The organism is Amycolatopsis sp. 2-15 (genome assembly GCF_030285625.1).
GTDB classification, from domain to species: domain Bacteria; phylum Actinomycetota; class Actinomycetes; order Mycobacteriales; family Pseudonocardiaceae; genus Amycolatopsis; species Amycolatopsis carbonis.
The window spans coordinates 3009337-3021678 of the sequence record NZ_CP127294.1 but is presented as its reverse complement, the minus strand read 5'-3'; the positions used below and the strand labels follow the sequence as shown (position 1 = coordinate 3021678).

Annotated in this window: 8 protein-coding genes; 3 read left to right on the top strand and 5 right to left on the bottom strand. The window is 73.0% G+C overall.

Annotated elements, in window-relative coordinates:
* Nucleotides 1–273: 273 nt before the first annotated feature.
* Nucleotides 274–1596: an amidase family protein gene (locus QRX50_RS14850; RefSeq protein ID WP_285972525.1), complete on the bottom strand. Its 1323-nt coding sequence runs from the start codon at nt 1594–1596 to the stop codon at nt 274–276.
* Between the two features lie 20 nt (nt 1597–1616).
* The gene (locus QRX50_RS14845) at nt 1617–2627 is read right to left on the bottom strand and encodes an NAD-dependent epimerase/dehydratase family protein (protein ID WP_285972524.1); all 1011 of its coding nucleotides are present in this window, start codon (nt 2625–2627) and stop codon (nt 1617–1619) included.
* Between the two features lie 88 nt (nt 2628–2715).
* On the opposite strand from QRX50_RS14845, the gene QRX50_RS14840 reads away from it, so the two are divergent.
* A complete protein-coding gene (locus QRX50_RS14840) occupies nt 2716–3267 on the top strand; it encodes a TetR/AcrR family transcriptional regulator (protein WP_285972523.1) in 552 nt (183 codons plus the stop codon).
* A gap of 91 nt (nt 3268–3358) precedes the next feature.
* Here QRX50_RS14840 and QRX50_RS14835 read toward each other — a convergent pair whose 3' ends face one another.
* The 3 genes from QRX50_RS14835 to QRX50_RS14825 form a co-directional block, all read right to left on the bottom strand.
* Nucleotides 3359–3994 carry a response regulator transcription factor gene (locus QRX50_RS14835; RefSeq protein WP_285972522.1) on the bottom strand — a complete coding sequence of 212 codons (636 nt, stop codon included), beginning with the start codon at nt 3992–3994 and terminating at the stop codon, nt 3359–3361.
* A gap of 201 nt (nt 3995–4195) precedes the next feature.
* Nucleotides 4196–4489, bottom strand: coding sequence for a WXG100 family type VII secretion target (locus QRX50_RS14830; RefSeq protein WP_285972521.1), 294 nt, complete (start codon nt 4487–4489; stop codon nt 4196–4198).
* Complete coding sequence (locus QRX50_RS14825; protein WP_285972520.1) at nt 4486–4794, bottom strand: WXG100 family type VII secretion target; 309 nt, start codon at nt 4792–4794, stop codon at nt 4486–4488. The genes QRX50_RS14830 and QRX50_RS14825 overlap by 4 nt, the downstream gene beginning before the upstream one ends.
* 332 nt (nt 4795–5126) lie before the next feature.
* On the opposite strand from QRX50_RS14825, the gene QRX50_RS14820 reads away from it, so the two are divergent.
* Both QRX50_RS14820 and QRX50_RS14815 read left to right on the top strand, forming a co-directional pair.
* The gene (locus QRX50_RS14820) at nt 5127–8417 is read left to right on the top strand and encodes an ATP-binding protein (RefSeq protein WP_285972519.1); all 3291 of its coding nucleotides are present in this window, start codon (nt 5127–5129) and stop codon (nt 8415–8417) included.
* 138 nt (nt 8418–8555) lie between these two features.
* The gene (locus QRX50_RS14815; RefSeq protein WP_285972518.1) at nt 8556–12263 is read left to right on the top strand and encodes an ATP-binding protein; all 3708 of its coding nucleotides are present in this window, start codon (nt 8556–8558) and stop codon (nt 12261–12263) included.
* Nucleotides 12264–12342 lie beyond the last annotated feature (79 nt).

The following is a 12342-nucleotide window of genomic DNA, read 5'->3' as shown; positions in this document are numbered from 1 at the left end:
ATCCGGAAGCCGCCGCACGAACCCGCCCCCGGCCTGCCGCCCGCCCTGGATCTTCATCAGCATCGACGACCAGGCCAGACCACCAACCACGGCAGGAACCAGGCACGATTGCGCAACGAGCACGACTCTCACACGATCATGACACCCACACAATCACCTGATCAACAAAAGCGCCGCCCGCTCAGCGACAGGCCACAAACGACTCGCCGGAACCCCGCCCGAGGAGGGCGGGGGCATGTCACCACCCACGCCTTGTGACCACCGGCGCCGGGGTCAGCGGCTGCGAGGCCAGGGGTTGGCGGCCTCCAGCTGCGCGGCCAGGCCCAGCAACAGCGGTTCGCCGCCGGGTGGGGCGACCAGTTGGACCGAGGTGGTGAGGTCGAGGGTCGGGTGGTGGCCGACGGGGACGGAGAGGGCGGGGAAGCCCGCGAGGTTCCAGAAGCCCGTGAAGTCGGCGACGCGGACGGCCGGCAGGGCGTTCGCGAGCCAGGAGCGGCGGTGCCAGCGCTGGGCTTTCGGGGGCAGAGTGGCGAGCGTCGGGGTGATGAGGACGTCGTGGGAGGTGAAGAACTCCTCGGCGCGGGAGATCCACGTAGTGCGGGCGCGGTCGCGGACGAAGGCGCGCGTGAGGTGGCCCAGGCGGACGTGGGTGCGGGTGCGGGGCTGGAGGTGGCGGAAGGTGAACTCGGCGTCGGCTTGGGCGGCGGGGCCGGCGAACCAGCGGGCGACGAGGGCGAGCATGGTGTCGAAGCCGTAGGTGGGGGTGGCTTCCGTCAGCGAGTGACCACAACCAGCCAGCAACGTCGAGGCTTGCGTGACGGCCTGGCCGAGCGGGCGCGGGAGCGGGGCGCGCGTGACGGGGACCTGGGTGGAGAAGGCGATGCGCTGCGGGCCCGGCACTGGAACCTCGGCCAGTGCAGGGCGTTCGCCCAGCACGGACATCAGCAGGGCCGCGTCGGCGGTGGTGGTGGCGAGCGGGCCGTGCGTGGACATGCCGTACCAGCCCTCGGTGGGCTCCTGCACGACGCCGCGGCCGGGCTTGAGGCCGACGAGGCCGCACATGGCGGCGGGCAGGCGCACGGAGCCGAGGCCGTCGGTGCCGTGGGCGATGGGGACGAGGCCGGCGGCGACGGCGGCCGCGCTGCCGCCCGAGGAGCCGCCGGCCGTGTACGCGGGTTCCCACGGGTTGCGGGAGACGCCGGTGGGGTCGTCGCTCATCGGGTACAGGCAGAGCTCGGGCACGCGGGTGAGGCCGACGATCACGGCGCCCGCCGCGCGCAGGCGGGCCGCGATCACCCCGTCGGAGGAAAAGGGCGTCTGCGGGCCGGCGACCGAGCCCCAGCCCGCGTATTCGCCGGTGACCTCCGTGACGTCCTTGACCGCCACCGGAACGCCCGCCAACGGCAGATCACGAAGGTCCGGGCGGGCCGCGACCTCGGCGGCCTCCGCGAGGGCCTCCGTCGCGCGCACCCGCCGGAACGCGCCGACCACGCCGTCGGCCGCCGCGATGCGGGCGAGGGCCTCCCTGGTCACCTGGACAGGATCCAGCTCACCGGCGCGCACCGCGCGCGCGATCTCCACCGCAGTCTGCACCATGATCCGCACCCTAACCGTCCTCAGTGGACAGCGACAAGGCTGCGCGCGCAGTCGACGACGGTCGCGGCCGCGGGCCGGGGCCGCCAGCCGAGCAGCCGCTGCGCCTTGGCCGAGGTGTACACGTTCTTCCGGCCGAGGTCCGGTGCCACCTCGCGCACGCCCGCGTTGACGAGGGCGAAGCCGCGCAGCACGAAGTCGGGCAGGCCGCGCGTGGGCACCTTGGCGGCGTCGGGGCCGAGCTTCGCGCGGATCTCGCGCGCCGCCTCACGCAGCCACAGGAACTCGCCGACGGCCACGAACCGCTCACCCGCGGCCTCGGGCGCGAGCATGGCGCGAATATGGAGATCGGCGAGGTCACGGACGTCGGTGACGCTGTAGCCGAGCCGCGGGACGCCGGGGAGGCGGCCGTCGAGCAGGGCGCCGATCAGCTGCACGGAGCCGAGCGCCTGGCCGGCCAGCACCGGGCCGAGGATCGCGCCCGGCAGCACCGTCGCCAGCGAAGTGCCGCCACCCGCGGACTCGATGAAGTCCCACGCCGCACGCTCCGCCACGGCCTTGGAGCGGCGGTACGGGTTGAGCCGGCGGTCGTCGGGGTCGGTCCACAAGGTCTCGTCGAACACCTCGGTGCTGCGCGTGCCGATCGGCGGCGCGGCGGCGGCCAGCGAGGAGGTCATCACGACCCGCGAGACCCCGGCCTCGGTCGCCGCCGTGAGCACGCGCAGCGCACCGTCGCGCGCGGGGCCGATGAACCCGTCGGGGTCGCGCGAACCGTCGCCACCCAGGGGCGACGCGACGTGCAGCACGTAGGTGCAGCCGGCCACCGCCTCGGCCCAGCCGGTGTCCGACGTCAGGTCGGCGACCACGACCTCCAGCCGGTCACCGGGGTCGATCTCGCTGCCGACCGCGCGGCGCACGGCGGCTTCCTTGGCGGCCGAACGCACCGTCGTCCGCACGTCGTAGCCGCGCCGCAGCAGCTCGGCGAGGCACCAGCCGGCGACGTAGCCGGTCCCGCCGGTCACCAGTACGCGCATGGGTCTCCTCCGGAGTTCATTAGCCGCTCGGCTAATGAAACCACTGTAGCCCACCCCGGCCGGGAACGGCGTGGGTTAGCATCGCCGGGTGTCACCCACCCGGGCTGAGCAGGCCGAGAAGACCAGGCGCACGGTGCTCGCCACGGCGCGAGAGCTGTTCGCCGAGCACGGGTTCGACGCCACGTCGCTGCAGCTGATCGCCGACACCATGGGCGTCACGAAAGCCAACGTCTACTACTACTTCCACACCAAGGCCGACATCCTCGCGGCTCTTCTGCAGAGCAGCATCACGGCGTTCGACGAACTCCTCGAAGCGGCCGCGAAGGTCCAAATCGGACAGCGACGGCGCGAGCTGCTCGTCGACGGTTTCGTGGAGCAGGTCGTGGCCCACCGCTCCGTCTCGCCGCTTCACCGCACCGACCCGGGCGCGCGGCGGCACGAGAGCATCGGCCAAGCCCTTGACGACCAGGCCCGGCGCGGCCTGCGCCTGCTCTTCGGCGACCGCCCGACGCCCGACCAGACCGCCGCCTACTGGACGGCCGCCGAGCTCGGCCCCGCGCTGCGAGGACTGGACCACCTCTCCGACGACGACCTGCGCGCCACCCTGCGCCGCCTGTGCCTGCGCGTCCTGGACGTCTGAACCCGCTCGACAAAAAGGGCCTTCCCCCACGAAAGGGAGAAGGCCCGAAGCAAGGGCGGCGGCGCGCCGGTCGCTGCCCGGCGTGAGTGGCTCAGATGGCGCCGGCCCGCAGGGCGTAGGCCACGGCGTGGGCGCGGTTGTTGAGGCCGCAGCGGGTCATCAGGCCGTAGAGGACGTTCTTCACGGTCCGCTCCGAATAGCAGAGCTTGGTCGCGATCTCCTCCGTGCCGTAGCCCTCGGCGACCAGCCGCAGCACGTCGCACTCGCGGGCGGCGAGGCCGGACAGGGTGAGGCCGTTGGGCTCGAGCACGTCGCGGCGCATGCGCTGGACCTGGCCGAGCAGCGCGCCCTGCAGGCGCGGCGGCAGACTGGCGGTGCCGTCGCCGGCGGTGAGCACGGCGGACACCAGTTCGGCGCCACCGGTCTCGCGGCGCGGCAGGATCGCGACGACGCCGCACTCGATGGCGGTCATCAGGTCGCTCTCCCGGAAGTGGTCGGCGACGATGACGAGGTGCGGTCCGGCCAGCTGCTCGGACTCGCGATCCAGCTCCTTGACCCGCGACAGCACGCGGTCGGTCACGTGCTCCTCCATCACGAGGACCACGTCGGCCTGCGCGGCCGAGTCCTCGGGGAGGACCTGCAGCTCGGCGCGGGTGCCCAGCAGACTCGCGGCGCCGGCCTTGGTGATCGGGTCCGAGGCGAGAACAGCGACTTTGACGAGCTTCACGAGATCTCCTACCACCACTCCAGGTTGACGGTGACAAGTCTCGCGCGGACGACTTCACGTTTTCTTACCAAGATTCTTCACGCCCGCCGCGATCGTGAAGAACCTACCGATAACCGCAGGTCAGCGTTCTCTGTCCACCACTTCACGACGGTCTTGACGACAGGATCGAGCCACCCGCCGGCCCTGGCTTCACGCCGGTCTTCACGCCTCGGAGCACACCCCGCAGGGACCCGGCCCCGCCGCGCCGGAGTTCCCGGCGATCTCCCGGAACGCCTCCCGCGCCCGGTCGACGCAGTCGGGCATCCGGCCGACGGCCTCGGTCCAGGCCTGCTTGGCCGCCCAGTAGCGCGCCTGCGCCTCCTGCGTCCAGCCCGCCAGGTCCCGTTCCACAGTGGACTCCAGCTCCGCCAGCACGGCCCGGATCCCGCCGGTCGTCCTGCCCATCCGGTCGAGGATCTCGTCGGCGTCGGTGAAGTCGAAACGCCCTGGAGTCATATCCCGCTCAGGCCGCCCGTCCACGGCGTCGTCCGCTCGCCGGCGGCCGGGCGCGCGTCGGCCGCGCCGCCGGTGACCGCGAGCAGGTCGGCGAGCCGGCCCAGGATGAGGTCGTACTGCTGTTCCCAGTCGTTCATCGCCTGGCCGAAGCGCACCGAAGCGTCGCCCCGCCACGAAGCCTGCAGCGCCGCCATCTCGCTGTTGACCCGCCTCAAATGGGCGTTGGCCGAGTCTATGGCGCGGGCGAACTCACCCGCCGCACCACGCATACCGTCCGGCACCACCGTCGGAGGAATCGAATTCACGACACTCTCCTCACCACACGTCCCCAGTACCCCGCGCCCGTGCCGCGCGGGCTTACAACCGAGCGTGACCCACCGGCAGGGGGTGGCGAAACCGGGGACCAGGTGGTATGCCCGATTTTCGGATATCCTTGCCTGCCGTTCCACCGGGGTCTGCGCGGCGGAGTTTCCCCGGTGTTCGCTGTCACGCCGAGTGGTCGTTACACCGCGCCCCGAGACTGACGGTCAGGGCGGCCGGCGAGACCCGGCCCCGGCCCGCTCCACCACCCGTTCGGGCGTAAGATCACCACTGGCATCCGGCGTGTGACGATCCGTCAACGCGTGAAGGGAGACCGATGTCGGCAGCGGACGGCGCGGCAGGCGGTATCACCGCGCCGAAGATCCGACTGCTCGGCCCGGTCCGCGCCTGGCGTGGTGACACGGAACTCGGCAGCGCCGAACTCGATTTGGGCTCCGCCCACCGCCGCACGGTTCTCGCGGTGCTGGCGATGTCGCCCAACCGCACCGTTTCCCGCGAAGAGCTGATCGACGCCGTGTGGGGCGACTCGCCCCCGGCCAGCGCTCAGGGCAGCATCTACACCTACATCTCCGGCCTGCGCCGCGCGCTCGAGCCCGGCCGCGCCAAAGGCACCGGGCCGCAGCTGCTCGCGTCGATCGGGTCCGGTTACTCGCTGTGCGTGGAGCCCGAGACCGTCGACGTGCACCACTTCGAGGCGCTGCGCGACCGGGCCCAGCGCCACCTGTCGGCCGGCGAACGCGGCCCGGCGCTGGCGAAGCTCGACGAAGCGCTCGCGCTGTGGCACGGCGAGCCGCTGCAGAACCTGCCCGGCCCGTTCGCGGCGTCGCAGCGCATCCGGCTCGAGGAGCTGCGCCTCGCGACGGTCGAGCGCCGCGCGGAGGTGGTGCTCGACAACGGCGGGCACCTGGAGCTCGTCGCCGAGCTGGTCGACTCGGCGCGCGAACACCCGTTCCGCGAGCCGCTGCACGGGCTGCTCATGCGAGCGCTCGCGCTCGGCGACCACCGCACCGAAGCGCTGGCCGTGTACACGGACTTGCAGGACAAGCTGATCGAGGGCTTCGGCACCGAGCCGGGCCCGGCGCTGCGCGAGCTGTACGAGCGGCTGCTGGGCGGTGGTTCCGCGGTGGAGACCCCGGCCCCCGCGCCACGGCCGGCGCCGACACCCGCCCGGGTGCCGCGGTTCCCGTTGCCGGTGCTGCCGCCGCGCGCGGAGATCTTCTTCGACCGCGCGAGCGAGACCCTGCTGCTGCGCGAAGTCGTCGCCGGTCTCGCCGGCGGGCTCGGCCGTTCGGTGTGGGTCGAGGGCGAACCCGGTATCGGCAAGACGGCGCTGCTCGCCGAAACGCTGTCCCTGGCCCAGGGCACGGGCGTCAAACCGCTGTTCGCCTCCGCCGACGCGCTCGACCAGCGCTTCGCCCTGCGGCCGCTGCTCGACGCGCTGGGTGTGCACCCGCGCGCGTCGGACCTGCGCCGCGCGGAGCTGGCCGTCGCGCTCGCCGAGAACCCCGGCGCCGACCCGGTGGAGGGCATCCTCGGGCTCGTGCGCGAGCTGTGCGCGGAGGAACCGCTCGCGCTCGTGGTCGACGACCTGCAGTGGGCCGACGATACGACGTTGCGCGTGTGGCGCTACCTGAGCCGCGAGACGCGGCGGCTGCCGCTGCTGCTGATCGGCGCGTGCCGCCCGGTCCCCCGTCCCGCCGAGCTGGACGGCCTGCGCGCGGAGCTGGCGGTCGACGGCACGGACCTGCTCACGCTCGGGCCACTGCCGGAGAGCTCGATCCGCGACCTCGCGGGTGATCTCGCCGGCGCCCCTCCGGGCCAGGTGCTGCGCACGCTGATCTCGTTCGCGTCGGGAAACCCGCGCTACGCCAAGGAAATCGTGGAGACGCTGCTCTCCAACGCGATGATCCTGCTCGACGGCGCGCAGGCGATCGTCGACGGCAACGCCTGCCGCACGATCCCGGCGCCGCTGGGTTCGCGCGTCACGCTGTACCTGAGCTTCCTCTCCAGCGGCACGCGCGACGTACTGCGCTGGGCGGCCTTGCTGGGCAAGGAGTTCTCGCTGTCGGACATCGCGATCGCCACCGAGCGGCAGGCGACCGCGCTCGTCGGCGCCGTGGAGGAGGCGCTCGCGGCCGGTGTGCTCACCGAGTCCGACCAGCTGCTCGCCTTCCGCCACCCGCTGCTGCGCCGCGTGCTGTACGAAAAGACGCCGGCCGCGATGCGGGTCGCGCTGCATCGCCAGCTCGCCGAGGCGTTCCAGGGCGCCGGCGCGTCGCCCGAGCGCGTGGCCGAGCAGCTGGCCGCCGCGCCGGTGCAGGTCGACACGTGGGTCACCGCCTGGCTGACCGAGCACATCGGCACGGTCGCCACCGAGGCGCCGCGCATGGCCGTCGATCTGCTCAAGCACGTGGTCACGCAGCCCTCGCTGCCCGCCGACGCCCGCGAACCGCTCACGGCCACGCTCGCGCGGCTGCTGTTCTGGCTCGGCCGCGAGCCCGAAGCCGAGGCACGCTCGGTCGTCGCGCGGACCGAGGACAGCCGGCAGGCCGCGGAGATGCGCTGGATCCTCGCCTACATCTACTACCGGCGCGGCGAGTTCGCCGAAGCGTCCGAGGAGGTCCGCCGCACGCTCGCCGACCCGAACGTGCCCGAGATGTGGCGCGGCCGGCACGAAACGCTGCGCGCGACGCTCGAACGCCTGGCCGTGGACGAAACGTCCGAACCGGACCTGTCGGAGCTCGGTGTGCTCGACGGTCTCGACGACGCCGCCGAACCGCTCAGCACCGCGCGCCGGCTGGCCGCGACCCGCGCCGTGCCCGGCGAGATGCACCTCGCGGGCGCCGTCCATTACTACTGGCGCGGCCGCTGGCCCGAGGCGCTGGCCGAGCTCGACACGGTGATCAAGGGCGGCGCGGAGACGGCGTCGTACGTGTTGCGCAGCCCCGGTTCCGCGCTGCTCGTGCACGGCGTCGGCGCGTTGATCGCGAGCCACCGCGACGAGCCGGAAGAAGCGAGCGCGCACCTCGACGCCGCCGCGCACCAGCACTGGCCGCAGGGCCTCGAGCCCAACGGCGGCGACTACCTGCTGGCCGCCGAGGCGCAGCTGTCCGAGCTGGAGGGCAACCCGGAGGCGGCGCTCGCCGCGCTGACCCCCTTGCTGGACCAGGGTTATCCGCCTTCGGCGCGCCAGCAGTGGCTGCCGGACCTGGTGCGCCTGGCGATGCAGCTGGGTGAGACGCACTACGCGTACCAGGCGCTGCGGCTGATCGGTGATGCCGACGGCTCCGACGTCCCACCCGCGCACACCGCCGCCGCGGCCCACTGCCGCGGCCTGGTCGCGAGTGATCCCGACGCGATCCTCGGCGCGGCCGCGCACTACGAGGCCGCCGGCCGGGTGCTGAAACACGCCCGCGCCACCGAGGACGCCGCGATCCTGCTGGCGGAACACGGCCGGCTCGACGAAGCCCGCTCGGCGTTCCGCACGGCGCTCACCAGCTACACCACGCTCGGCGCGGCGTGGGACGTGCGCCGGGCCGAAACCCGGATGCACCCGCACGGCATCCGTCGCGCCAACCCCGTGCGCAGCCGCGCGGCGGGGGAATGATCCCGTTTTCGCACCACAGCGCACCACTGAGCGGGACTGACCATGAGGCTTACCGGAAGTGGCCACTCGTACGATGCCGGGTGATCACCGGCTCCCGGTAAGCTCGTCGGGTCAGACCGGTACGTCGAATGGAACGGCATGCCAGGGGATGCGCACAGCGGGTTGCGGGTGGACGTGCTCGGCCCGTTGCGGGCCTGGCGGGGTCCGGCCGAGATCAAGCTCGGGCCAGCGCGCCAGCGTGCCATCTTCGCGATGCTCGCGGTCAACGCCGGCCGGTCCGTGCCGCGCGCGGAGCTCATCGCGGGGGTGTGGGGCGACTCGCCGCCCGCCAGCGTCGAGGGCAGCGTGCACACTTACATCTCGGGGCTGCGGCGCGCCCTCGATCCCGAGCGAACGAAATGGGCGGCCTCGGGCGTGCTCGTGTCCGACGCCGGCGGTTATTCGCTGGCGCTGGACCCCGAAGGCCTCGACGCGGCCGTGTTCGAACGCCACCGAGAGCAGGCCCAGCAGCATGCCGCCGCCGGTGACCACGACAAGGCCGCCGCGGAGTACGACGCCGCGCTCGCCCTTTGGCACGGCGAAGCGCTGTCCGGCGTGCCTGGCGAGTTCGCCGAGCGCCACCGCGAGCACTTGGCCGAGCTGCGGCTGGGCACGCTGGAGCGCCGTGCCGCCGCCGTGCTGGAGCTCGGCGGCCACCAGGACCTGATCGCGGAGCTGACGGTGCTCGTCGGCGAGCACCCGCTGCGGGAGGCGGTGCACGAGTCGCTGATGCTCGCGCTGTACCGCAGCGGCCGACACTCCGACGCACTCGACGTGTTCCGCGACGCCCGCGCCACCCTGCGCGCGGAGCTGGGCGTGGAGCCGGGGCCACGGCTGCGGGAGCTCCACCAGCGTGTGTTGGAGCAGGACCCTTCGCTCGACCTGCCCAAGGCGAAGGCGCCGGAGCCGGTGGCCGGTCCTGAGCCGATTTCGGTGCTGCCACCGCGTGTCAGCCGGGCCCTGGACGACGGGGACGACAGCCTGTTGTTCGGCCGCGAAGCCGAGTCGGCGCAGCTGAGCGAGCTGCTGGCCGAGGTCCGCGACGGGCGGGGCCGGGCCGTGTGGATCGAGGGCGAGCCCGGCATCGGGAAGTCGGAGCTGCTCACGCGCGTGTTCAGCCACGCCACCGGCGGCGGGCTGCAGCTCGCGTGGGTGGCGGCGGATGAGCTGAGCACCAGGTTCCCGCTGCAAGTCATGCTGGAGTGCCTCGCGATCGACGCCGCCTCACCGGATCCGCGGCGCGCCCGCGTGGCGAAGGAGCTGATGGGCGAGGGGCCGACGCAGCGCGCGTGGGGTTCGAGCGACCCGGTACTCGGAGCCGTCGACCGGCTGTTGTCCCTGGTGGACGAGCTGTGTGCCGACGCCCCGCTGGTGCTCGTGATCGACGACCTGCAGTGGGCCGACGAGTCGAGCGTGCTCGTGTGGCACCGGCTGTGCGCGGCGACGCGGCAGCTGCCGTTGCTGCTCGTGGCCGCGACCCGGCCGGCGCCCGACCGCGCGGAGCTCGCCCAGCTGCGCCGCGGCGTCGAGTCGCGCGACGGCGTGGTGCTGGACCTCGAACCGCTCGTGTCCGACGACGTCGTGCGGCTGATCGAAGACCTGCTGGGCGCGGATCCGGGCCCCGGCCTGCGTGAGCTGGCCGCTCGTGCCGCAGGAAACCCGTTGTATGTCAAGGAAATGGTCGACGTCCTCGTGCGCGCCGGTGCGGTGGAGGTGGACCGCGGCTACGCCGACGTCGACGACCCCGCCGAGTTCGAGACGCCGCGCTCGCTCGTGGCGGCCGTCGACCGGCGGCTCGACTTCCTGCCGGCCGAGACGCAGGACGTGCTGCGCTGGGGTGCGTTGCTGGGCATGGAGTTCGCGGTCGGCGACATCGCCGCGGTGCTGGGCATCCGGCCGTCGGACCTGTTGGCGCCGTTGGAAGAAGCCGTGGCGGCCAACGTTCTCATCGACACGGGCACACAGCTCGCGTTCCGCCATCCGTTGCTGCGCCAGGCGTTGTACAACCGGCTGCTGTCGGGCACGCGAGCGGCTCTGCACCGGCAGGCCGCGGAGGCCCTGGCACGGATCGGTGCGCCGGTGAAGCGCGTGGCGGAGCAGCTTGTGGCCGCGCCGTCCACTGTGGACCCGTGGGTGCTGGACTGGCTGACGGAGAACCAGACGGCCGTGACCAACCGGGCGCCGCTGATCGCCGTGGAGCTGCTGGAGCGGGCGCTCACGGCGTGCTCGGCGGCCGACCCGCGGCGCGAGGCGCTGATCACCGCGTTGACGAAGGTGCTCTTCCGGCTGGAGCGAAACCCGGAAACCCTTGCCGTGCAAGCGCTTGAGCTGTCGCAGGACCCGGAGAACGTCGCGGAGATGCGGCACCTGCTCGCCACGCTGCGGTTCCGGCGCGGGGCCGTCGCGCTCGCCGTGCAGACGCTCGAAGAGGCCGAGGACGACCCGGCGCTGCCCGAAATCTGGCACGTGCGGCGCCGGCACCTGCTGGCGAACTTCCGCCGCGGCGGGCTCGACGACCTCGACGTCGCGGAGGCCAGCGCGCACCAGGCCCGCGCGGAGGCCGACGGCGACCCGTACCTGTCGGCGCACGCGTTGCAGACGTTGTGGCTCGTGGATTCCGTGCGCCGCCACCACGAAAGCGCGCTGGCGCACATCGACGAGGCCATCGAGGCCGTCGGCGACGAGCACGAGCTGGCCGACCTGCACCTGGATCTGCTGGACAACCGCGTGTTCACGCTGCAGAACCTCGACCGGCTCGGCGAGGCGGACCGCACGCTGCAGGCGGCGGGCGAGATCGCGCAGCGGCATTCGATGCCGATCGGCTTGCAGGTGTCGGTCGCGGTGCACCGGTACTGGGAAGGGCGCTGGGACGAGGCGCTGGTCGAGCTCGACACCGTGACGGAAGACGGGCCGGCGATCACCTTCTACGGCCTCCGGGAGCCTGGCGCGGCGGCGTTGCTGCTGCATGGCGTGGCGTCGCTGATCGCCGCCCGCCGCGGCGAGCGCGGGCAGGCGGCGGCACATCTGGACGCGGCGGAGGAGTACGCGCCGGCGACCGGTGCCGAGCGGGAGAGTTTCGACTTCCTGCTGGTGGCCAACTCGGTGGTCGCGTGGCAGCGCGGGGAGATCAAGGAGGCGCTGGCCGTCCTCGAGCCGATCCTGAATCCGACCTACGCCCAGATGATGCTGCGGCACCAGTGGCTGCCGATGTTCGTCGGGCTGGCCCTGGAGGCCGGCGACCAGGCGCTGGCGCAGCGCGGGCTGGCGGTGTGCGAGGAAGAGGCGGCCAAGGAACGCGAGCCGGCCCGGGCCCACGCGGCGATGGACTGGTGCCGCGGCCTCATCGACGGCGACCCGGCGCCGGTGCTGCGGACCGTGGAGCACTTCCGCTCGGTCGGCCGCCGCCCGGAGCTGGCCGCCGCCCTGGAGGACGCGGCCGTGCTGCTCGCGCGCACCGAGGACCTGCCCGCGGCCCACGCGGCGCTGGACGAGGCCGCGGAGCTGTACGCCTCGCTGTCGGCCCGGTGGGACCTGCAGCGCGCGGAGAAGCGCCTGCGCGAACTCGGCGTCCGCCGCGGTGGGCGGTTCGTGGGCGCGGCCCGGCCGGGGCGCGGGTGGGATTCGCTGTCGCCGCTGGAGGTCCGCATCGCGACGCTCGTGGCGGAGGGGCGGTCGAACCCCGACATCGCTACCGAGCTCGCGCTGCCGAGGCGGACGGTGCAGGCGCACGTGGCGCGGTTGCTGGGCAAGTTGGAGTCGCCGTCGCGGTCCGGTGTGGCGAATGCGGTGGCGCGGCGGATCGGCTGAGCTTCAAGCACCCCAATGTGGCGTTCGGTGCGCCCAACGCACCCAAATGCCGCATTCGGTGCGTTGAGCGCACCCAATG

Bases quoted from the DNA above. Each gene is read 5' to 3' on its own strand.
- QRX50_RS14850 (WP_285972525.1), bottom strand. From the start codon at position 1,596: ATGGTGCAGACTGCGGTGGAGATCGCGCGCGCGGTGCGCGCCGGTGAG.
- QRX50_RS14845 (WP_285972524.1), bottom strand. From the start codon at position 2,627: ATGCGCGTACTGGTGACCGGCGGGACCGGCTACGTCGCCGGCTGGTGC.
- QRX50_RS14830 (WP_285972521.1), bottom strand. From the start codon at position 4,489: ATGACTCCAGGGCGTTTCGACTTCACCGACGCCGACGAGATCCTCGAC.
- QRX50_RS14820 (WP_285972519.1), top strand. From the start codon at position 5,127: ATGTCGGCAGCGGACGGCGCGGCAGGCGGTATCACCGCGCCGAAGATC.
- QRX50_RS14815 (WP_285972518.1), top strand. From the start codon at position 8,556: ATGCCAGGGGATGCGCACAGCGGGTTGCGGGTGGACGTGCTCGGCCCG.